We start from the raw sequence: 20,957 nt of genomic DNA, 5'->3' as shown, positions 1-20,957 counted from the left end.
CTAATTGCAGTCCGGTCAGGAAATGAACGAAAAATTAGTTCAAGTGCATGAAACTGATTTCATTATAGCGGATGTAGATGAGCTTGGCTTATAGAATGCTTGCAAGTTGAGCTGATGTAGCCAATTGGATTGACTATGCCAAGTATTTTGATACTTTAGATGCGATTTAAGAAAATATGAGAGTTAATGTAGTCCGAAATGTATATTTGAATATTCGGAAATTAAAATGGTTTTCTTTTCCTGTGATAAATGATATAATTCTGTTAAATCAATAAACCTATTTAATATACATAAAATGTATTTATAATTATCAAAGTAAATCTTTAGGCTTAGGTATAATGATTATTCTTTGTTCTTATTCTTTTTAATTGCAAAGAAAAGGTCGAAAACTTAAATATCTGATAATTTGGAAAAAAGAGGTGCGATGCCATGAGTAAGTTCAACAGGAACATAAGCTCAGCTCTATTCTTTTTCCTTATATGCTGTGGGGCAATCTTCTGGGGTGGCATGAACATATCGGCGGATTCTGGGCGCCAGCTCTTGCTGGATGATGGGAAAGAAAAAATTGCAGCGGGCAGCCGGCTTTCTGTTTTTGAAGACGAATCAGGCAGTTTGCAAATCACGGATATTGAACAACCGCCATATCTTTGGAACTTCATGCCCGCTGGCAATACACCGTTGAATATCGGGTTTAGCTCATCGGTTTACTGGCTCATGCTTGAAGTGGAAAACGAGGCACAAACAAACACGGAATGGCTTCTTGAACTAGGGTCTTCGAGCGTCGACGAAGTGAGCCTCTATACAGCTGACGGCGAAGGCGGATTCACAGTGGAGCAGGCAGGCCAGGAAGTTGAGGCGGAGATCATCCACAGAACGGCAGTTTTTCCGATAGCACCGCCTCCAGGTGAATCGATCGTTTACTGGATGCGTGTTGAATCTTCTGCGCCGATTCAACTGCCGGTGACCGTTTGGGATCGGGAAGCATTTGAGAGCCAGACCAGGGAGCAGGTCGCGTTTGTCGGTGTACTTGGCGGGCTCGGGTTAATGTTTTTGCTCTATTATATTCACCGCTTTACTGTAATCCGGCAGCGCGCCTACTTGTATTTCGTCATTTATGCCATCACGGCGTTCTTCCTTTTTTCTTCTGCAGCCGGCTTGAGTTTGGATGTGATTTGGCCAGAACTGGATTTGTGGAACGGGCATAGCGTGTTCTTCATGGTCGGGCTGTCAGCACTGTCGGTGACGCTGCTGACGGAAGGCTTATTGAATACGAAACGCCATTTGCCTGAAACGGACCGCATGATCAAGTCGCTGCTCATATTCAATGCAGTGGTTTTGACTACTTTATTCATTTCGCTCGAATGGGCGAGGCTCTTGCTCGTGCTGGCACTCAGCTCTACATTGGCTGTTAGCTTATTATTGGCGGCTTATGGCATGAAAAGGGGATTGGTGCATGCCCGTTATTATTCGGTATCATTAATATTCTTTTCAGTTTCGGCTGCTTTGAATGCCTTTTATGTCTCGGGAATCTTGCCGATTACGATAGCAGCTCAGGGTTTGATTTTCTTTTTAGGTATCTTTGCGGTCCTGTTCGCTGCATTAGCGCTCCGGGATAAAGAGAAAATCAGGGAGCAGGAAAGGCTCCAGCGTGAGCGCAATTCTACTGAACGGCAGCGCATTGAAATCGAAAGGCTCCGGCAAGTCAATGAACGCAAAGATGAATTGCTCGCCATTACTTCACATAGCTTGCGGACTCCGCTGTATGGGATGGTCGGAATTGCGGAATCTCTTCAGGAATCCGCCTATAGCAAAATGCCCCATTCCGTTATCCAGCAATTGGAGACGATTTCTGAAAGCGGCAAAAAGCTGGCGCGGATGATCAATGAAACATTGGATTTTTCAGGGTCGAAACATCATATGCTGTCTTTGCATCTGGAAAAAGTGAAACTTCCAGCCATAGCGGATTCAGTCATCCGCTTATGCACCCCTTTACTGAAATCGAGTGAAGTCAACTTGAAACATACAATCCCCGCTGATTTCCCGGAAGCAATCGCCGATCCGGAACGGGTGCGCCAAGTGCTCTACAATCTTGTGGGAAATGCGGTGGAGCATACGGAAAGCGGCGATATTACGATTTCTGCAAAAATCATTAAAAAACAAGTCGCCATCACGGTCAAAGATACGGGAAGCGGGATGGAAGAACAGCAGCTGGATAGCTTGTTTGACCCGATCGGCACTTCGACAACCCCTCATCTGGGCATCGGGATGGGCCTGAAAATCACCAAAAGGCTGGTGGAAATGCAGGGTGGCTGGCTGAAGGCAGAATCGGCCATTGGCAAAGGCTCTTCCTTTACCTTCACGCTGCCGCTTACAGAAGAACAGGAACTGGAAACTGTGTCGCCGACAGAAATCAGGGAACTGACAGCTTCGCAGCTGGCAGACTCGCTGGTCAAAGAAAAGAACGTCAAAAAAGGCTTGCGCATCCTTGTTGTTGAAGCGGAAGAAGTCAACCGGCTGATGCTGGTCCATCAACTTAAAGGAGAAGGCTATAAAGCGGAAGGCGTCAGTTGCGGCGAAGAAGCTCTTGTGCATTTGGAGAACCGGCAGGCGGATTTGGTCATTCTCGACGATGAGCTTCCGGATATGGCGGGGGACGAATTGTGCCGCCGCATCCGGCTCAATGCGACATTAACGGAATTACCGATTTTGATGCTATCAGATAAAGAAGGAGTCAAGGAAAAGACCAATGCGTTCAGTGCAGGGGCCAACGATTATTTGGTGAAACCATGCGATGTCGAAGAGTTTCTCATGAGGGTCGAAACGCTTGCCACGCTTCGCAGCATGACACAGGAAATCACCAATTTGAATTTCTTCCTTGAACGCAATGTCAAAGAGCGGACGATGGCTTTGGAAATCACCAATATGAACTTGTTGACGGTGAATGACGAAATCCAGGAAGTCGAAAAATCACGCAATGAGATGCTCTCGGCGATTTCACATGAACTGGGCACGCCGATTACCTTGATCCACAGCTATATACAAGCGGTGAAAGAAAGTTTGATTGAAGAGAATAATCCACGCTATTTGGATATGATTCACAAAAAGTTGCTATTGCTGGAGCGCTTGACGGAAGATTTGGTGGAACTGTCGAAATACAAATCCGGGAATATGACGCTGCGTTTCGAGGAACTGAAGTTGAAAGAGTGGCTGGAGCGGATTGCGGCCTCCATGGAAGCGGACCTTGTACAAAGCGGCAGGCGCTTCCGGTTTGAAGGGCCGAATGGAAAAGAACAGCCAGCGGATTGGCAGCTTTTGGTCGATGTGGACCGTGTCGATCAAGTCTTCTCCAACTTGTTGTGGAATGCGGTCAAGCACACGTCGCCGGAAGAAGGGCGCATCACCTTGTCTGCATCCATCCGGGAAAGCGCAAATGTACTGGATGAAACGGAAGCGGATGGCGAATTGATCATCCGTGTAGAAGATAATGGGTGCGGCATCCAAAAAGAAGCATTGCCGCATATCTTCGACCGGTTCTTCAAAATCGATGAATCGATCCATTATAAAGGAAGCGGGCTCGGCCTTGCGATTGCCAAAGAAATCATCCAATCGCATAAAGGCGAAATCTGGGCGGAAAGCGAAGAAGGCGCAGGCAGCACATTCATCATTGCCCTGCCCTTGAGATACTAACACATGGGAGGGATCTTCATGAACAGTGCGACTGTATTGATTGTTGAAGACGAAGACGGCATCCGCGAGTTGATGCGTTTGTTCTTGGTGAAAAAAGGCTATAAAATCATCGAGGCCGAAGATGGCTATGAGGCGATGGATGTGCTGTCGAAAGAAAACCCGGACTTGATCTTGCTGGATATCGAGATGCCTGGCATGAGCGGCTTGGAATTATGCGAGAAAATCCGAATACGCACCAAGACACCGATCCTTTTCGTCAGTTACCGAAAAGAACTAGCCTATAAAATTCAAGGGCTGGAAGTGGGCGGCGATGATTACATTACCAAGCCGTTCGATTTTACGGAATTGGAAGCGCGCGTCAAAGCGATCCTGCGCCGCAACGGTTGGAAGAGTGGGGAGGAGGACAAACTGTCGATCCTGAAATTTGGGGATCTCCATATCCATGTCGATTCACGCGAACTGTATGTGAAAGGCAAACCGGTGAAACTCTACCATAAAGAATTTCAATTATTGCTCTTGATGGCCCAAACACCGAACCGCGTCTGGACAGCCGAACAATTATACGACCAGGTATGGGGTTATTATTCGGAAGGCGACGTCCAAACCGTCAAGGTCCACATCAGCAATCTGCGGCGGAAAGTGGAGAACGATCCTGCCACCCCGCGCTATATCCAGACCGTCCGTGGATTCGGTTATAAGTTCACGAATTGAAAATGGGAAGGCCGATCGTTTTTGCCAAACAGGCAAAAGCGGTCGGTTTTTTTATTTGCTGAAATTTTGCGGGTCTTTTTGCATGCGAGCAGGACAAAAGCGCCACCGGAAATTAATTTATTAGATAAATAAAACTAGTGAAACTATTTAACTTTGTTTTAACCTGCTCTCTTTAGTATGGGTCGTAATAGATAGGAAGACAGATCTCAAGGAGGAAAAGCAGATGATTGAAAACAAAATCAAAATGACGAATGAACCGCCTATCAGTTTTGAGAAGCAGACCGTCTTTAAGCAGAGCCGGGAAGCGCCGAGTACACAGCCTCCCATCACTGGGCTGGGCCTTTCGGAAAATGTTGCAGGATCGCTTGCGTATTTGCTTGGATTTTTCTCAGGGTTCATCCTGCTGATTGTTGAGCGGGAAAATCGTTTCGTCCGTTACCACGCTTTCCAGTCTGTATACGTCTCGATTCTTTTTTTCACATTGTTTACAGCAGCCGGCATGATGCCGATGACAGGATGGGTGGCCGAAGTTCTATTGATGCCGATTGGCTTGGTGTTGTGGATCATCCTCATGTTGAATGCACATAACGGAAAGGCGATGCGTCTATGGATCATCGGGCGCTTTGCAGAAAAACAGCTCCATTGAACAAGCAAAATCACCCCGTATATGGGGATATGAGGTGAAGACATGGAAAGTACATTCAATATGAAAGAGTTTTTCAAGAACCTGAAGAAACGCCTGCCGCTCATCATTGCGATGACGGTCGCTTTCGTCGCCATTGCGGCAGCTGTCAGTTATTTATGGATGAAACCAGTCTACCAGGCATCGACACAGATCCTGGTTAATAAAGCACCAGCAAATGCCCAGGAATTCAGCATGCAAGACATCGATACGAACCTGCAATTGATCAGCACCTATAACGTCATCATTAAGAGCCCGGCGATTTTGACAGAAGTCATCGATGAGCTTGGATTAGACGAAACGGTGCAATCATTGAATGAGCGGATCGAAGTGTCGAGCATTGAAGATTCACAAGTCGTGACGCTGGAAGTTGAAGATGGATCGATGCAGCAGGCGGTGTTGATTGCCAATACGACCGCCAAAGTATTTGAACAGGAGATCCGCAATTTGATGCGTGTCGACAATGTCAGCATCCTGGCGCCAGCGACGATGCCAGCGAGCCCTGAGCCAGTCAAGCCGGATCCTCTGTTCAATATGGCAGTGGGCGCGATTATCGGCTTCATGCTTGGCACAGGCCTGGCGATCGTCCTCGATCAATTGAACACGACAGTTCGTACGGAAGAAGATATCGATGAATTGCTTGGCCTGCAAGTGCTTGGCGTAGTGAGCCCGGTCGGCGACTTGGACAGAATCGATAAACCATCGAAACATACTGACAGAATGGAGTTGGATGAGAATGTTGAATCAGACAGCGTCAAAACGGCCGCTCGCCCGAAAGTTGGTAGCACGTACTAAGCCGAACTCGGTGATCAGCGAACAATATCGCACAATTCGCACGACCATCAATTTTTCCTTGCCTGGGAATGAAATGAAAACTTTATTGTTCACTTCCGCTTCGAAAGAAGAAGGGAAATCGACGACTTCAGCCAATATGGCGATCGTTTTTGCTGAATCCGGAAAAAAGGTGCTGCTGGTCGATGCCGATATGCGAAAACCGACACTGCACCATACCTTCAATTTGAACAATCATATTGGCTTGTCGAATTTGTTGGTCGGAAAAGGGGAGCTTGAGCAAAGTGTCCGCGACAGCGGCATTCGCGGACTGGAACTGTTGACATCAGGGCAGATTCCACACAACCCGGCAGAACTGCTGGATTCGCCGATGCTGGATCAATTGGTCATTGAGATGAAGGAACGCTACGATTTGATCATTTTCGATTCACCGCCAATCCTGTCCGTGACAGATTCCAAAATCCTCGCGAATAAATGCGACGGTACAGTGCTCATCGTCAATACTGGGAAAACCGAAAAGCAAAGCGCAATTAAGGCGCGCGACAGTTTAGCGACTTCTAGAGCCTATATCGTTGGAGTCGTGATGAATAACTACAAACTCAGCAAGGACCATTATTACAGCCATGACTACAATTAATAAGCGTTGCCTGCGCGATGTGAAGGAGCTAATGACATGACGATTACAAAACGCTATACATCATTGTTCATAATCGACTCGCTGATCATCCTCTCAGCCACGTATCTCTGTTATTTGTTTTTGCTGCCATTCGACAACATCATGTCGAACCGGCTGCTATTGCTCATGACAATCACTTTGTTTATTGCCCATCATTCTTTTGCCTGGCATTACGGGCTTTACCGGAAAGTATGGGCTTATGCTTCGGTCCATGAATTGAAATCAATCGTTAAAGCAGTCACTTTGACAATGTTCGTGGCGACGGTCATGCAATATATCCAAACGGGCGGGGTGTTCGTACGGATCCTGGCGCTGACATGGATGTTCCTCATTCTATTTCTTGGGGCATCGCGCTTTTCATTCCGGCTTTATCATGAACGCGAGCCGCGCAAAAGTGAAGGCCAATTGAGCCGAACGATTGTTGTCGGGGCTGGGGAAGCTGGCCGCATGATCGTCCGGCAGATGAAGCAGAATCCACAATGGGGCAGAAAGCCGATTCTTTTCATCGATGATGACCGTACAAAATGGGGGTTGGAAATTTTTGGATTAGGAGTGGCGGGGCCGATTTCAGAAATTCCGCGCTTAGCTGTCCACAACGAGATTGACCAAATTGTCATCGCCATTCCATCACTGTCGAAAAGGGAAATGGCGGAAGTGACAAAACTATGCATTGAAACCGGCATTAAAGTACAGACCATTCCGCGAATTGAAGATTTGATGGTCGGGAAGGTCAAAGTCAGCGATATCCGGGACGTGAAAATCGAGGATCTTCTCGGCCGCGAAGAGGTCCGGCTCGATATGGAAGCTTTAACGGAAAAGGTTGCAGGCAAGAGCATCATGGTCACCGGCGCCGGCGGATCGATCGGTTCGGAAATCTGCCGACAGATCAGTGTATTTAAACCTGCACGACTCCTATTGCTCGGCCATGGCGAGAACTCGATTTACACAATCGACCGTGAGTTGCGGGCGAAAGTGCCGAAAGAAATCGATATCGTCCCGATCATCGCCGATATCCAGGACCGCGAACGGATCTTCGAAATGGTCGGCAAATACAAGCCGGATATCATTTATCATGCAGCTGCCCATAAGCACGTGCCTTTGATGGAAGCAAATCCGCTTGAAGCGGTGAAAAATAACATTTTCGGGACAAAGAATGTCGCAGAAGCGGCAGATCGCCACGGGGTTGGCAACTTCGTTATGATTTCTACCGATAAAGCTGTCAATCCGCCGAATATTATGGGAGCCTCCAAGCGCTTCGCGGAAATGATCGTCCAAAACTTAGCGGTGTCTTCCGATACCACATTTGCTGCAGTGCGTTTCGGCAATGTCCTCGGGTCGAGAGGCAGTGTCGTACCGCTATTCCGCGAACAAATCGCTAAAGGCGGCCCAGTCACCATCACCGACCCGAAAATGACCCGCTATTTCATGACGATTCCGGAAGCATCTCGACTGGTGATCCAGGCTGGCATGCTTGCCTCAGGCGGTGAAGTGTTCGTATTGGATATGGGAGAACCGGTAAAAATCGTCGACTTGGCACGCAATATGATCCGCTTATCCGGCTTTGAAGAGGATGAAATCCAAATCAAGTACACGGGCATGCGACCTGGTGAAAAGCTCTATGAAGAACTGCTGGATCCGAGTGAGATCCAATCGGAAAAAGTGTTTGCAAAAATCCATATCGGAAAAGCCACTCCGATCAGCCAAGTTGAAATCAGCCGAATTTTGAAGAAGCTTCCTGAAATGGAAGAACAGGATATCCGCGATACCTTATTGAAACTCGCGAATCGGCCGAAAGAAGAAAAAACGAAAGAACCGGTATGGCAAGAAGAATGGAAAATCGAAGGAGGATTGGCCTGATTAAAGTTGCTTCCTACAAGCGCAGGGGGGATGCCAAGTGAAACTGCTATCAACGGAACTGTATGGGAATTCTCCTGTTTACCTCCAAAATCTGCTGCTCAGTTTCCGCGAATACGCCAATTCACGAAAACGATACGGAATGGGCTATTACCGCTTTCTCCATCAACTTTCTGGCATGAACGAGAATGACCGACAGTCAGAAGAGCGCTACCAGGACCTGGAACTGCGCTCGCTGCTCCGCCATTCCGCCGAGCATAGTGCATTTTATCAGGAACTGTATGGGAGTAATTTGGCTGATATTCGAGTTGCCAGCGATTTGCGGCAGCTTCCATTCATCGAAGAAGAACTTTTCAATGAACGGATTAACGAAATCCGCATGAAATTTACTGCGAATAAAAAAGTAGTACACAAAACTTCAGGAGAAGGCCCGTTGCCCCGTTTATGGCTGACCAATTTGGATCTGCAAAAACAAACGGCAGCAGTTGACCATTTCAAAAAGCAGCATGGCGCGATCAACTTGGAGATGAAACGTGCGACATTCTACCAAGGTGATTTTGTTCCACGCGGCCAAACACAAGGGGCGTTCTGGCGTGATATTTATTATCTCAATCAGCGGCTGTATTCAGCTCATCATTGCACGGAGCCGTATCTTTCGGCAGTGGTGCGCAACCTGAATGGTTTCCGTCCTGATTTTGTCGACGGTTTATCTGAAGCGATTCTCACGCTTGCCCGTTTCATCAACGATCATCGCTTGTTGCTGGATTTTCAGCCCATTGCCATTTTTGTGGAAACGGAGATATTGTCGGACAGCGAGCGATTGGAAATCGAGAGCGCGTTCGGCTGTTCTGTCCGCCTGTGGACCATGAAAACCGAACGCTCACCATTTCTCTCGGAATGCGCAGCTGGGAATCTGCATTTCAATATGCGGACAGGGGTGATGGAGTTTACAGAGCAAGGCGAAGTACTCTTGACCCGCTTCCATACAAAAGGGACGCCACTGATCCGGCTAAAGATTAAAGATCAGTGGATGCCAGTAGATTGCCCTTGCCCATGCGGGAGCGTTCATCCGGTGGTCCGCAAGCCACTTCAGCCAATCTCTGCTTTTTTGCAATCCAGGAGCAGGGGCCGGGTGACCAGTTTGTATTTGGCGACTGTGCAGGAGAAATTCCAGCAAGCAGCGCCTTCGATGCAATTTATCCAAAATTCAGTAGATGCAATTGAAATCTGGCTTAGCGGAACCGAAATGGTCTCTAAAAAACTTGAGCAAGACATTGTCCAGGAAATGGCCGGCATATTCGGCGAAGACATGAGTTTTACGGTGAGAGGCCGCTCGAATAAACAGGCAGAAGAAATAGGGTCTGCCGGATTGATTATCAATAATCTGCAATTTCCCAAAAATTGCCAAAACGATTACGGCATGGACTGAACATGCTGATGAATAAGAGGAGGCTGTTGTACATGAACATTCGACAGGATACAGGAGCATCGGTTGTGCCGTTTCCAGTTCCGGTAAAAGAAACAAGCGATAGGATTTTTCTTTCTGCCCCGCACATGACAGGGAATGAGCAGAAGTATATCAGCGAAGCGTTCGAGTCCAACTGGATTGCGCCAATGGGAGGGAATGTCAACCAGTTCGAAGCGGAGATGGCAGCGTATGCCACGACACAGGCAGCAGCTGCTTTATCTTCAGGGACTGCCGCGATTCATTTGGCGCTGCAGTTGCTGGGGATCGGAAAAGGAGACCGTGTATTCTGTTCGAGTTTGACGTTTGTGGCAAGTGCCAATCCGATCCTCTACGCTGGGGCGGAGCCCGTATTTATCGATTCGGAAGAAGAAACGTGGAATATGTCTCCGTGGGCGCTGCAAAAAGCATTCGCAGCGGCAGAACAAGAGGGCAAACTTCCAAAAGCGGTGATCATTGTACATATTTACGGACAAAGCGCCCGCATGGATGAACTCACTGCCCTTTGCGATCATTATGGGGTACCGATCATCGAAGACGCAGCGGAATCGCTCGGATCCACCTATAAAGGGAAAAAAACCGGCAGTCTCGGAACATACGGCATTTATTCATTCAATGGCAATAAGATCATCACGACGTCCGGAGGCGGCATGCTGATGTCGAACGACCGCAAAGGCGTAGCGCAAGCGAGATTTCTCGCCTCGCAGGCGAAAGACGATGCGCCGTTCTATGAACATAGCCGGGTCGGCTATAATTACCGGATGAGCAATGTGCTGGCAGGAATCGGGCGTGCGCAACTCGAAGCGATCGAGCTGCGCGTTTCGGCCCGCAGAGCTGTCTTCAACCGCTATTTTTTAGCGCTCGGCAAATACGAAGCAGTAAAATTTCAGCCCGAACTTGAAGGCACCCGCTCGAACCGCTGGCTGACAGTCCTGCTGCTCGATCCGTCTCGAACCGACCGATCGCCTGATTACATCCGTGAATGGCTGGAATCACAAAATATCGAATCACGCCGTGTCTGGAAGCCACTCCATCTGCAGCCTTTATTTGCAGGCTGCAAGTTCTATTCACATAACCCGCATGGCAAGACGGCTGTCAGTGAAAAATTGTTTGCAGAAGGTCTTTGCTTGCCTTCGGGATCAGACTTGCAACCGGAACAGCAACAACGCATCATCCAGCTGCTTGAAAAAATATTGGGCTAAATGCCGTTCTTAGACGAAGCTGCATTTTGGTGGTACGATTAGTACGAAATCAAAAGACAGTTCGCAAGGAGCAGATGAGCGTGAATGAAAACACAAAAAAACAGCGAATGGTCAGGCTGCTTCCAGGCCTGGCCCTTTGTCTGTTGGTTATATGGGCAGGAATTTATGGAGCGGATTTGATCGGCGCTGCACTCGGTGCGACCGGTCTATTGCCGGAAGGCGGGCAAAGCCCGGTATCCGGGATTTTTGTGGCGATCCTGATCGGCATCATTATCCGCAATACCACCGGCTTGCCGGAAATCTTCATTAGCGGTATCGGTTTTGCGGTCAAATACGCATTGCGTTTGGGCATTATCCTGCTTGGCCTGCGCTTGAGCTTAACGGAAGCTTTGACGCTCGGTGCCTGGGGCATGCCGCTCATCATAGCTTGCATCACCGTCGGCATCGGCGTCACTTTATTCTTCACGAAACTTTTCGGCCAGTCCAACCGGCTTGGGGCACTGATCGCGAATGGAACAGGAATATGCGGCGTGACTGCTATTATGGCCACAGCGCCTGTAATCCGCGCAAAAGAAAATGAAATATCGTATGCCATCGCCAATATTACGGTTTTCGGGCTAGTGGGCATGTTGTTTTATCCATATCTCGCCCATTTCTTTTTTGCAGATGAGCCAATTAAAGCCGGGCTATTTCTTGGTACTGCCATACATGACACAGCGCAAGTGACGGGTGCAGCCTTAATGTACGAACAGATGTATAATTCAACGCTTGCACTTGATGTGGCGACCATTACGAAATTGACGCGCAATTTGTTCATCATCGCCGTCATCCCGCTTATCGCATATTTATTCTTCCGGAGTGAAGGGCAGGACGGAGCAAACATGCCGAAATGGTATAAACTATTTCCGTTCTTCATTCTTGGATTTCTTCTGCTGTCGCTTCTCCGCACTATAGGGGATGCCACGCTTGCGTCAGGCGGCCAGGCGTTCGGCATCTTCGGAGCGTCAGGTTGGGAAGAGTTCTACAGCTTTTGGAGTTCCTTCGGCTCGACATATATGCTCGGCCTCGCGATGGCGGGGGTCGGGTTATCGACCAATTTAAAAATATTCCGCGGAATGGGAATGAAGCCGTTTTATATCGGCTTGATTGCAGCCATCTCCGTTGGAACGGTCAGTTTATTGCTCATTTCGCTGTTCGGCGATTTGGTACAACTGGCGTATTGAGTAGAAATCACCTGTGAGCCTTTAAAAGGCGTCCAGGTGATTTTTTTATGGTTTCAGAGATCCGGGTGAAACTGTTTTCGCCAAGCTTCTCAAGGGTATGGAAAAGTAATAGTGTTTAAAGGAGGAGAAGAGAATGGATATAAAAGCTGAACGTGATCTTTTGAAAGACGATTATGGCAATTATTATGTCGTTTCGTATGCGACGAAAGATTCTTTGACCGTGGTGAACGCAGCGCTTTATCATGCTTTCAATCAAGAACTGACGGATGAGTTCGTGGCTAAAGTGAAGAGTAAATATCCAAAAGGCGTGGCCGTCGGCGTCTATTTTGCGGATCTGGTGCATGAGCAAATCGAAAAGCTTGAAGATCCGGAACTTCCTGGGCATATTTACGATCTAAACGAAGTGCGGAAAGAATACGACATCCACCTGAAGCCGATTTACCACGATTCACTCCATCTGTAATCAGCTGGATAGAACAAGGGAATTTCATTCAGTTCTGTTTTTAAATAACTGAATATTCTTTTTTTAGAGAACGATTATTTAAAAAGGAGGAGAGTTGATGAAATATCACCTTGGTTTAGGAGGGCTGGCACTCGTGCTTACGGTAGCTGGCTGCGGGACGCAGGATACGGTGACAGAGGAACCTATAGAAGAGGCGCCTCAGGAAGATTCCGCTCAGGAAGAAGCGGCAACAGAAGAAACGGCAACAGAAGAAACGCCAGCGGAGAACACTAGCGGAGACAGCCATGATAGCGAAGAGGCCGCTGTCGATCCGTACGATTATTTTCTAGAAGATGGGTCGACTGCAAGATTTGAGGGAAATGGCAATGAGTTTGCAGAGTTTACATTGAAAACCGATTATATGGAAGCGAATCATGTCGCAACTTACGAAGATAATGGCGGGACTGTTGTACTCAAAGTCTATCGTTTGCACGATGACCGCATTGAACTCGTCAAACAAGAAGGTGAGTTTTATGATGAGTACACAGCAAGCTTTGAGGAATTGGAAGCTTTGGAAGTAATTTCGACTTATCTTGAATTCCCAATCGAAGAGGGGCAGGAAATCGGAGATGCGACGGTTATTGAAACCGGCACAAGCTTAGAGACACCTTACCAAAATTTCAATGATGTCTTTGTCCTTGAATCCGTGGCAGAAGAAGATGGCTCGGTCAACCGGAATTATTTTGTCGAAGGCTATGGCGAAGTGAAACGTGAATTCCAGGCAAATTTAGATGATCCCGATGAACTGGCAATCACTTCTACACTTGCCTCAATCAAACTCGCTGAAAAAGTGAAGTGAACAGATGGAATTGCTGATAAGCCCGCTCATGCAGCGGGTTTTTTGGCTTTATATAGAGGAATATTTTTATTACATGAAGGAGAGGATTGAGATGGAGAATATCGCAATTATCGGAGCGGGGACAATGGGGCATTCGATTGCATTGTCAGCGGCCTGGAGCGGGTTATCGGTTAAAATATTCGGAATCGACGCACGTGATGTAAAATCTGCAAGAGCAGGATTCGAAGCAAAATTACACCTTATGACAGATCATGAACTGATCAGTAAAGAGCAGGAAAAAGAGATAGCGGAACGTGTTGCGTTCACAATTTCCTTGGAAGAAGCCGTGAAAGAGGCGGAATTCATCATCGAAGCCGTCCCGGAAAACATGGCACTGAAGCATCAACTCTATCGGCAGCTGGAGGAACTTGTAGCCAACGATATAATCATTGCGAGCAATAGCTCAGGGCTGATGCCGACTGCTCTTGCTGAAGGGATGAAGCATCCTGAACGTTTTGTGCTGACGCATTTCTGGAATCCGGCACATTTAATTCCACTCGTGGAAATCGTCGGCGGAGAGAAGACCGATGAACAAACTTTGCAGCGAACGAAAGAGCTTATCGAACGGATGAACAAACAAGCGGTGCTATTGAAAAAAGAATTACCGGGCTTTATCGGAAACCGGCTTCAGTTTGCCTTGTTCCGTGAAGCGCAGGCTTTGCTGGACGCGGGAGTGGCATCGAAAGAAAATATTGATGCAGCTGTCACATATAGCATCGGCAGGCGCTTGCCGGTAACCGGTCCGCTTCAGACGGCAGATCTCGGCGGTTTGGACATTTTTTATGCGATTTCTGATTATCTGTTCGAAGACCTATCGACGGACCAGAAACCGGGACGCACACTGAGTGGACTAGCAGAAAACGGCGAGCTCGGGGCAAAGACAGGGAGCGGTTTCTACGACTGGCCGGAAGCGCAATCTCAAGCTGTGCAAGCGAAGCGGGAAGAAGCGTTGATCTATTTCCTCAAACAGGATATGGAAAAAGAGTGATGGAACCTCACTCTTTCTCTATCAGCCTAAAGTCTGAAATTAATCAGAATTATAAGAAAAGTCTTTCAATTTAATGAAGAGGGGATATAATAAACAATTATAATCAAAAGGGAGATGAGGCAAATGACCGATCTGAAAAACGATTCGCTGAACTTGCATAGAAGGCATCAAGGGAAATTGGAGATTCGTTCAAAAGTGACTGTGGAAAACGAGAGGGATTTGAGCCTCGCCTACTCTCCTGGCGTCGCTGCGCCGTGCCGTGAAATTCATGCCGATCCAAGCAAAGTGCATGACTACACGATGAAAGGCAATACGGTAGCGGTCATTACAGACGGCACCGCCGTGCTTGGGCTCGGCAATATCGGCCCGCAAGCAGCGCTTCCGGTCATGGAAGGAAAAGCTTTATTGTTCAAGGAATTTGCCGGTGTGGATGCATTCCCGATCTGCCTGGATACGACAGATGCCGAAGAAATCATCCGAACCGTCAAATTGCTCGAGCCAGGCTTCGGCGGCGTCAATTTGGAAGACATTGCCGCCCCGACTTGCTTTGTCGTGGAACAGCGCTTAAAACAGGAGATGAACATCCCAGTGTTCCATGATGACCAGCACGGCACCGCGATTGTCACGCTTGCCGGGCTGATCAATTCGTTGAAGTTGGTTGAAAAGGAAATCGAAGACGTGAAAGTGGTTGTCAACGGCGCCGGTGCAGCAGGCATCGCCATCGTCAAATTGCTCTCGAAATTCGGGTTTGGCCATATCGTCATGTGTGACACGAAAGGCGCGATATACGACGGGCGCCCGAATGGCATGAATCCCTTCAAGGCGGAAGTGGCAGAAATGAGCAATTATCACATGGAACAAGGGCAGTTGGCGGATGTCATCGCTGGTGCTGACGTGTTTGTCGGCGTCTCAGCAGAAGGCGCATTGACGGAAAGCATGGTGCGTTCGATGAATGAAGATCCGGTCATCTTTGCGATGGCGAACCCGAATCCCGAAATCTTGCCGCATGCTGCGAAAGCTGCCGGTGCACGGGTCATCGGGACAGGACGTTCCGATTTTGCCAACCAGGTCAATAATGTGCTGGCGTTTCCCGGATTGTTCCGCGGCGCCCTTGATGTACAAGCAAGTGACATCAATGACGCGATGAAAATCGCAGCAGTCGAAGCGATCGCCGCCTTGATCGCCACCCATGAACTTCACGAAGATTATGTGATACCGAAGCCGTTCGATCCGCGTGTGGCACAGGCGGTCGCTGAAGCAGTCGCAAGGGCTGCCGAAGAAACGGGCGTTGCCAAAGTATCGCTCAAAGAGCCTGCCCAGCAGATTGTCTTATAATAAATAGAAGAAAGCCTGAATTCCCTCCCCCTGGAATTCAGGCTTTCTTAGGTTTAGTGGCGTATGATGCAAAGGCATGAAAAAAAGACCGTCCGACTCATTAGCTTGATGACGAGTGGGACGGTCTTTTTGAATGAACAAAATTAATCAGCGACGCTGAGCCCTTTGGCAATGGCGATTTTTTCGAGTGCCTGGCTGAAATCGTTGATCAAGTCATCGGGATGCTCAAGCCCTGCGGAGAAGCGCAGAAGCCCATCGGTGATGCCGCGCTTTTCACGTTCAGCGGGTGGCATGGCGGCATGGGACATCGTGGCCGGATAGGACAGGATCGATTCGACCGCACCGAGGCTGACGGCGAACACAGGAATTTCCAAAGCATCTACGAGAATGCGGGCGGCGTCCTTATCCGCCAGGCGGAATGACAGCACACAACCTGCGTGGCTAGCCTGACGCTTATGGATAGGGTTTCCGGGATGAAACGAGAAGCCGGGATAATAGACTTCTTCGACAAGCGGGTGCCTATGCAGATACTCGGCAATGCGTGCGGTCGTCTCGCCGGATTGTTTTGTGCGGGCGCCGAGCGTTTTGATGCCTTGGATCAATGTATAGGAATCCTGTGCGCCGAGCACAGATCCGAATGTGTTTTGGATAAATGCCAATTGTTCGCCGAGGCCAGCATCTTTTGTCACCGCAAGGCCAGCTGTGATATCGCTATGGCCGGAGAGGAACTTCGTCGCGCTGTGGAGCACAATATCCGCGCCGAGTTCAAGCGGATTTTGGTAAAGCGGCGTCATGAAGGTATTGTCGACGAATGTCATGGCGTCGTTTGCTTTCGCCAGTTTCGCAGCCATTTCAATATCGGTAATTTTCATGACGGGATTGGAAGGCGTTTCGATGTAAACTACTTTCGTGTTCGGCTGGAACGCTGCGGCCACTTCGCCGAGGTCGGTCATATCGACGAATGTATAATCGACTTTGAATTTTTCCAGCACCTCCGTAATGAAGCGATAAGTGCCGCCGTAAACATCTTCTGAGACCAGTACATGGTCGCCGGCTTTCAATAGCATAAAGGCCGATGAGATGGCTGCCATGCCGGAAGAAAAGGCCAAGCCCCGCGCGCCGCCTTCAAGTTTGGCGATCGTTTCTTCAAGTGATTTGCGCGTCGGATTGCCGGAGCGGCTATAATCGAACGGACCGAACGAATCGATGCTTTCTTGGTGGAAAGTCGATGATAAATAGATCGGCACATTGACTGCGCCTGTTAATGGATCAATGCCTGCTGAATGGATCAATTTCGTCTCGCGTCGTTCACTCATGGGAAACGACCTCCTTTTCCAGTTTGGCCAGGGCTTGTGACAAATCAGCGATCAAATCTTCTGCCTGCTCGACGCCTACAGAGAAGCGGAGCAGGCGGTTACAGACGCCTCGTGCCGTCCGTTCTGCAATCGGCATATCGGCATGGGTCTGCGTCGCAGGATACGTGATGAAACTTTCCACACCACCGAGGCTCTCGGCGAATGTGATGAGCGACAGGCTCTCGAGGAATTTTCCGACCCATTGTTCTTCGCGCAGGCGGAACGACAGCATGCCGCCTTTTCCAGGGTATAGTACGTCTGTCACGGTCTCTTGAGTTTCAAGGAAGCGGGCGAGTTCTTTAGCGTTCGCTTCGTGTTGGCGCATGCGCAGCGGCAAGGTTTTCAAGCCGCGGATCAACAGCCAGGAATCGAGCGGTGACAGCACTGCGCCGGCTGAGTTATGGGCGTTGAAAAGCTGCTCGCATAAATCCTCGCCTTTTGCGGCGACTAGCCCAGCAAGCACATCGTTATGGCCACCGATGTATTTGGTCGCGCTATGGAGTACGATATCAGCGCCGATTGTGAGCGGCTGCTGCAGGAAAGGCGTCAAAAAGGTATTGTCGACAATCAGCAATAGATCGTGGCGTTTTGCCAGTTGTGCGTACAATCCCAGATCGATTTCCTGCATCAACGGGTTGGTCGGGGTTTCAATGAAAATCGCTTTTGTGTTGTCAGTGATTTTCGCTTCGGCCGTTTTCGGATCGACGAAGGGATCGTATACGGGACGGATATGGTATTTTTCTTTATATTGTTCCAGCAGACGATACGTGCCGCCGTAAATATCTTCAGGAAGCAAAATTTCATCGTTCGGGCGGAACAAGGAGAGGACCAGTTGGATCGCGGCCATTCCAGAGCTGCACGCAAAGCCTGCGTCGCCGCCTTCTAAGTTTGCGATTCCCTCTTCAAGAAGCTGGCGTGTCGGATTTTTCGTCCGCGTGTAATCATAGCCTGTGGATTTGCCAAGGCCTTCATGTTCGTAGGCAGTCGAAAGGTAAATCGGTGGATTAACCGCTCCTGTGCGTTGGTCGCTGCGGTTGCCGAGTTGTACCAGGCGTGTTTCTAAGCTATGTTGTGTCATGATCCTCATCCTTTCAAATCAAAAAGCAGGGGCTTTCTTCTGTGTTAAGAAGAAAGCCCCTGCCGTATATGCTATCTTCTCATCTACTAGGCTGCACCTATTGGAATTAGCACCGTGACAATGTCCGGTTGCTGAGACTTCACAGGGCCAAATCCCTCCATCTCTCTCGATAAGAATCATTTTATATAGTTGTGGTTGGTTGATGTTTTCCATCATACGGTAATTACTTTCGAAACACAAGCGGAATATTGAAAATACTCTTGTAAATGCCCTAAATGCGCTCGCTTTTATTTCGGAAGCTGAAATGGTATGCTGAGGTATACTTTTATCCTGCCCAGCTTATACAAAGTCAGTTGCAAAGGGGTTCTGAATTATGTACATCGTCACATCGACCGTCATTGTACCGGAAGACAAAATACAAGACGTCATTGAAATATATCAAAAACGATCGCGCCGTGTTGACCGGGCGGAAGGCTTCACTTCATTCCGGCTGATCCAAAACACGAAAAAGCGCCATGAATTGACCGTCCACTTGGAATGGCAATCCAAACAGGCATATATGAATTGGGTCAAGAGCCAGGAGTTCAAGGAGATCCATGATTTGGAGAAGAACTATCCTGATCAGGAACTCGCGGGCATTGTCCCGAAAGTCCATCAATACGAAGTGGTGGCCGAATGAACCAGGAGCAAAAACAGCAAATCGCGGAAGTCACGGCAGACGGCATTTACGAAGCGTACCCGAACTTATGGGAACGTTTCGGAGATCGGGGCTATGCCCACACGGTCAAAGACAATCATCACCACTTGGATTACCTTGAAACGGCCTGGGAGCTGCAGAGTGAACAATCCTTTCTTGATTATGCCATCTGGCTCGAGACGGTGCTCGTGAGCCGCAATGTCGAAACTGCGCTCATCATCGATAATTTTCAACGGCTTATCGAAATTGTGCCGCGCTATACTGAAACAACGCAAGGAGATTTCATGCGGGGCTGCCTCGATCGCGCAGTCCGGTTATTGGAGCTCCCTCCACATAAAAGGGGCTGATCAAATGAACGAGTCAACACAGCTTTCGGATCTTTTCCTGCAAGGACAGGAAGAGGAAGCTTTGAAATATGTCCAGGATTTCCTGGAAAGCCATTCGCATGAACAGCTTTACGGCGAACTTTTGACGCCGGCGATGTACCGCATCGGGGAATTATGGGAACAAAATGAGATTTCAGTTGCAGAAGAGCATTTGGCAACCGCCGTTTGTGATTTTGTCTTATCCGCTACGGAACTGCGCAATAAAAATAAAGAGGGACGAAATAAGGCGATGATTTTTGGCCCGGAAGGCGAAGAGCATTATATCGGGCTCAAGATGGTCGCTGCGATGTTCCGCGAAGAGGGATACGAAGTCCGTTATATGGGGCCGAATTTGCCGCTCGATTCAGCACTCCAATCGACTCGTGACTGGCAGCCGGATGTTGTTGCATTGTCGGGCGCACTCGCACACCGCTTGCCGGTTTTGAAAACCTACGCAGAAGCATTTGCACAAGTGGAATCCAAGCCTGCTGTCCTCATTGGCGGCAGGGCCGTCACCTTGTCGAGCTTTGCGGATTTGCATATAAAAGGAGCGGTCGTCGTCCGGGAACTCGGTGCGCTCCGCGAATGGATCCGCACAGGAAAGGGGTCGAACGATGACACGCTCTCCACTGGCTGAATGGCCGCTTCCGGCTTTTCAATTGAACAATAGCTTTACGGTCGTCGACTATTCCCAAGAGGCAGAACAGCTCTTTGGAAATCCAGTGAGATTTTTTGACTTGCTCGATGAAGGCAGCCGCTCCAAAGCGGAACGGCTTTTAAAAACCCGCGGCAGCAAAAAACCTGTCGAATTGAATTTCATCACAGCGGCCGGCTTTTTCTTGGCAGACGTCTATTACCGTTGGGACAGCGATTTTTCGCTAAATCTGGTACTGGTGCCGAAAGATGAACAAATGGCTGCGATCACAGCGCAATTAATTCGCTTGCGGGGGCGCCTGAAAGAAACGGATTATGAATTGCTCAAGGAAAAAGAACGATCGGATGCGCTGCTGGAGAAAGTTCGCGAACTCTCCGCACCATGCATCGCAATCGGGGCAGGCTATGTGCTCATTCCGTTGTTCGGCAATTTGGATGCCAAAAAAGTTGAAGCGATCCGCCCGCATATTGTGACGCGAATCTACGAATACGCAGCTGAAACAGTTGTTGTCGATTTGACAGCGATGGGGACGGTGGCGCAAGAGGGTGTCAGTTACCTGGAATCACTCGTGCAGACCTTAGGCGTCATGGGGATTGATGCGGTCATTACCGGGGTGAAACCAGAGCATGCCCAAAAATTGCATCTGTTGAAACGGGAAATGAATTTGCGTTTTGAAGCATCACTGGAATCCGTCCTGACAACAGCCTCAGAAAATCATTGATGAAACCGGCCATGGGAGCCGGTTTTTTTATGGTTAGGAAGACTAGTGACTGGATATTTGTTTCGTTTTCCATAGGATATTTGGCGATATTTCGGGAATACAGATAGAGAAGAGAATTATAAGAAGCTGCA

Annotated in this window: 19 protein-coding genes and 1 riboswitch; of the genes, 17 read left to right on the top strand and 2 right to left on the bottom strand. The window is 48.7% G+C overall.

Annotation, left to right across the window (positions count from 1 at the left end):
* Positions 1-507: 507 nt before the first annotated feature.
* From G3255_RS12325 to ystJ, 13 genes are all read left to right on the top strand, one after another.
* Entirely contained in the window at positions 508-3,687 is a 3,180-nt protein-coding gene (locus tag G3255_RS12325; RefSeq protein ID WP_211654727.1) for an ATP-binding protein, read from the top strand.
* 18 nt (positions 3,688-3,705) lie between these two features.
* The gene (locus G3255_RS12320) at positions 3,706-4,398 is read left to right on the top strand and encodes a response regulator transcription factor (protein ID WP_211654726.1); all 693 of its coding nucleotides are present in this window, start codon (positions 3,706-3,708) and stop codon (positions 4,396-4,398) included.
* 223 nt (positions 4,399-4,621) lie between these two features.
* A complete protein-coding gene (locus tag G3255_RS12315) occupies positions 4,622-5,044 on the top strand; it encodes a DUF4870 domain-containing protein (RefSeq protein WP_249222118.1) in 423 nt (140 codons plus the stop codon).
* A gap of 42 nt (positions 5,045-5,086) precedes the next feature.
* The gene (locus G3255_RS12310) at positions 5,087-5,875 is read left to right on the top strand and encodes a YveK family protein (RefSeq protein WP_211654725.1); all 789 of its coding nucleotides are present in this window, start codon (positions 5,087-5,089) and stop codon (positions 5,873-5,875) included.
* Positions 5,817-6,509 (top strand): CpsD/CapB family tyrosine-protein kinase, encoded by a 693-nt coding sequence (locus G3255_RS12305; protein WP_349291436.1) that lies wholly within the window; start codon positions 5,817-5,819, stop codon positions 6,507-6,509. Before G3255_RS12310 ends, G3255_RS12305 begins: the two co-directional genes overlap by 59 nt.
* A gap of 36 nt (positions 6,510-6,545) precedes the next feature.
* Entirely contained in the window at positions 6,546-8,405 is a 1,860-nt protein-coding gene (locus G3255_RS12300) for a polysaccharide biosynthesis protein (protein ID WP_211654723.1), read from the top strand.
* Between the two features lie 37 nt (positions 8,406-8,442).
* Positions 8,443-9,831, top strand: coding sequence for a phenylacetate--CoA ligase family protein (locus G3255_RS12295; protein ID WP_211654722.1), 1,389 nt, complete (start codon positions 8,443-8,445; stop codon positions 9,829-9,831).
* A gap of 32 nt (positions 9,832-9,863) precedes the next feature.
* On the top strand, positions 9,864-11,069 hold the full coding sequence (locus tag G3255_RS12290) for an aminotransferase class I/II-fold pyridoxal phosphate-dependent enzyme (protein ID WP_211654721.1): 1,206 nt from the start codon (positions 9,864-9,866) through the stop codon (positions 11,067-11,069).
* A gap of 80 nt (positions 11,070-11,149) precedes the next feature.
* A complete protein-coding gene (locus G3255_RS12285; protein WP_211654720.1) occupies positions 11,150-12,292 on the top strand; it encodes a YeiH family protein in 1,143 nt (380 codons plus the stop codon).
* 133 nt (positions 12,293-12,425) lie between these two features.
* Positions 12,426-12,755: a hypothetical protein gene (locus G3255_RS12280; RefSeq protein WP_211654719.1), complete on the top strand. Its 330-nt coding sequence runs from the start codon at positions 12,426-12,428 to the stop codon at positions 12,753-12,755.
* A 97-nt stretch (positions 12,756-12,852) separates the two neighbouring features.
* Positions 12,853-13,593 (top strand): hypothetical protein, encoded by a 741-nt coding sequence (locus tag G3255_RS12275; protein ID WP_211654718.1) that lies wholly within the window; start codon positions 12,853-12,855, stop codon positions 13,591-13,593.
* Between the two features lie 91 nt (positions 13,594-13,684).
* Complete coding sequence (locus tag G3255_RS12270) at positions 13,685-14,620, top strand: 3-hydroxyacyl-CoA dehydrogenase family protein (RefSeq protein WP_211654717.1); 936 nt, start codon at positions 13,685-13,687, stop codon at positions 14,618-14,620.
* A 123-nt stretch (positions 14,621-14,743) separates the two neighbouring features.
* Positions 14,744-15,955, top strand: a complete 1,212-nt coding sequence (ystJ, locus tag G3255_RS12265) for an NADP-dependent malic enzyme (RefSeq protein WP_211654716.1) — start codon at positions 14,744-14,746, stop codon at positions 15,953-15,955.
* Positions 15,956-16,098: 143 nt separating this feature from the next.
* On the opposite strand, the gene G3255_RS12260 is transcribed toward ystJ, so the two are convergent.
* Positions 16,099-17,271: an aminotransferase class I/II-fold pyridoxal phosphate-dependent enzyme gene (locus G3255_RS12260; RefSeq protein WP_211654715.1), complete on the bottom strand. Its 1,173-nt coding sequence runs from the start codon at positions 17,269-17,271 to the stop codon at positions 16,099-16,101.
* Positions 17,264-18,388: a methionine biosynthesis PLP-dependent protein gene (locus G3255_RS12255; protein WP_211654714.1), complete on the bottom strand. Its 1,125-nt coding sequence runs from the start codon at positions 18,386-18,388 to the stop codon at positions 17,264-17,266. Before G3255_RS12255 ends, G3255_RS12260 begins: the two co-directional genes overlap by 8 nt.
* A 76-nt stretch (positions 18,389-18,464) precedes the next feature.
* A riboswitch (SAM riboswitch) is annotated at positions 18,465-18,564 on the bottom strand.
* A 197-nt stretch (positions 18,565-18,761) separates the two neighbouring features.
* Here G3255_RS12255 and G3255_RS12250 point away from each other — a divergent pair.
* Genes G3255_RS12250 through G3255_RS12235 form a run of 4 tightly spaced genes read left to right on the top strand, consistent with a single transcriptional unit; the run spans position 18,762 to position 20,826 of the window.
* Positions 18,762-19,067 (top strand): antibiotic biosynthesis monooxygenase family protein, encoded by a 306-nt coding sequence (locus tag G3255_RS12250; RefSeq protein WP_211654713.1) that lies wholly within the window; start codon positions 18,762-18,764, stop codon positions 19,065-19,067.
* Complete coding sequence (locus tag G3255_RS12245; RefSeq protein WP_211654712.1) at positions 19,064-19,432, top strand: hypothetical protein; 369 nt, start codon at positions 19,064-19,066, stop codon at positions 19,430-19,432. The genes G3255_RS12250 and G3255_RS12245 overlap by 4 nt, the downstream gene beginning before the upstream one ends.
* 4 nt (positions 19,433-19,436) lie before the next feature.
* A complete protein-coding gene (locus G3255_RS12240; RefSeq protein ID WP_211654711.1) occupies positions 19,437-20,087 on the top strand; it encodes a cobalamin B12-binding domain-containing protein in 651 nt (216 codons plus the stop codon).
* Positions 20,065-20,826: an STAS domain-containing protein gene (locus G3255_RS12235; protein ID WP_211654710.1), complete on the top strand. Its 762-nt coding sequence runs from the start codon at positions 20,065-20,067 to the stop codon at positions 20,824-20,826. The genes G3255_RS12240 and G3255_RS12235 overlap by 23 nt, the downstream gene beginning before the upstream one ends.
* Positions 20,827-20,957: the final 131 nt, after the last annotated feature.

Source organism: Planococcus sp. MSAK28401, from assembly GCF_018283455.1.
Classification (GTDB): Bacteria; Bacillota; Bacilli; order Bacillales_A; family Planococcaceae; genus Planococcus; species Planococcus alpniumensis.
This window is presented reverse-complemented; position numbering and strand designations above follow the sequence as displayed.

What these genes read in the sequence shown, in the direction of transcription:
- G3255_RS12325 (WP_211654727.1), top strand. Translation starts at nt 508, where the DNA reads ATGAACATATCGGCGGATTCTGGGCGCCAGCTCTTGCTGGATGATGGG.
- G3255_RS12320 (WP_211654726.1), top strand. Translation starts at nt 3,706, where the DNA reads ATGAACAGTGCGACTGTATTGATTGTTGAAGACGAAGACGGCATCCGC.
- G3255_RS12315 (WP_249222118.1), top strand. Translation starts at nt 4,622, where the DNA reads ATGATTGAAAACAAAATCAAAATGACGAATGAACCGCCTATCAGTTTT.
- G3255_RS12310 (WP_211654725.1), top strand. Translation starts at nt 5,087, where the DNA reads ATGGAAAGTACATTCAATATGAAAGAGTTTTTCAAGAACCTGAAGAAA.
- G3255_RS12305 (WP_349291436.1), top strand. Translation starts at nt 5,817, where the DNA reads ATGTTGAATCAGACAGCGTCAAAACGGCCGCTCGCCCGAAAGTTGGTA.
- G3255_RS12300 (WP_211654723.1), top strand. Translation starts at nt 6,546, where the DNA reads ATGACGATTACAAAACGCTATACATCATTGTTCATAATCGACTCGCTG.
- G3255_RS12290 (WP_211654721.1), top strand. Translation starts at nt 9,864, where the DNA reads ATGAACATTCGACAGGATACAGGAGCATCGGTTGTGCCGTTTCCAGTT.
- G3255_RS12280 (WP_211654719.1), top strand. Translation starts at nt 12,426, where the DNA reads ATGGATATAAAAGCTGAACGTGATCTTTTGAAAGACGATTATGGCAAT.
- G3255_RS12275 (WP_211654718.1), top strand. Translation starts at nt 12,853, where the DNA reads ATGAAATATCACCTTGGTTTAGGAGGGCTGGCACTCGTGCTTACGGTA.
- G3255_RS12270 (WP_211654717.1), top strand. Translation starts at nt 13,685, where the DNA reads ATGGAGAATATCGCAATTATCGGAGCGGGGACAATGGGGCATTCGATT.
- ystJ (WP_211654716.1), top strand. Translation starts at nt 14,744, where the DNA reads ATGACCGATCTGAAAAACGATTCGCTGAACTTGCATAGAAGGCATCAA.
- G3255_RS12260 (WP_211654715.1), bottom strand. Translation starts at nt 17,271, where the DNA reads ATGAGTGAACGACGCGAGACGAAATTGATCCATTCAGCAGGCATTGAT.
- G3255_RS12255 (WP_211654714.1), bottom strand. Translation starts at nt 18,388, where the DNA reads ATGACACAACATAGCTTAGAAACACGCCTGGTACAACTCGGCAACCGC.
- G3255_RS12250 (WP_211654713.1), top strand. Translation starts at nt 18,762, where the DNA reads ATGTACATCGTCACATCGACCGTCATTGTACCGGAAGACAAAATACAA.
- G3255_RS12245 (WP_211654712.1), top strand. Translation starts at nt 19,064, where the DNA reads ATGAACCAGGAGCAAAAACAGCAAATCGCGGAAGTCACGGCAGACGGC.
- G3255_RS12240 (WP_211654711.1), top strand. Translation starts at nt 19,437, where the DNA reads ATGAACGAGTCAACACAGCTTTCGGATCTTTTCCTGCAAGGACAGGAA.
- G3255_RS12235 (WP_211654710.1), top strand. Translation starts at nt 20,065, where the DNA reads ATGACACGCTCTCCACTGGCTGAATGGCCGCTTCCGGCTTTTCAATTG.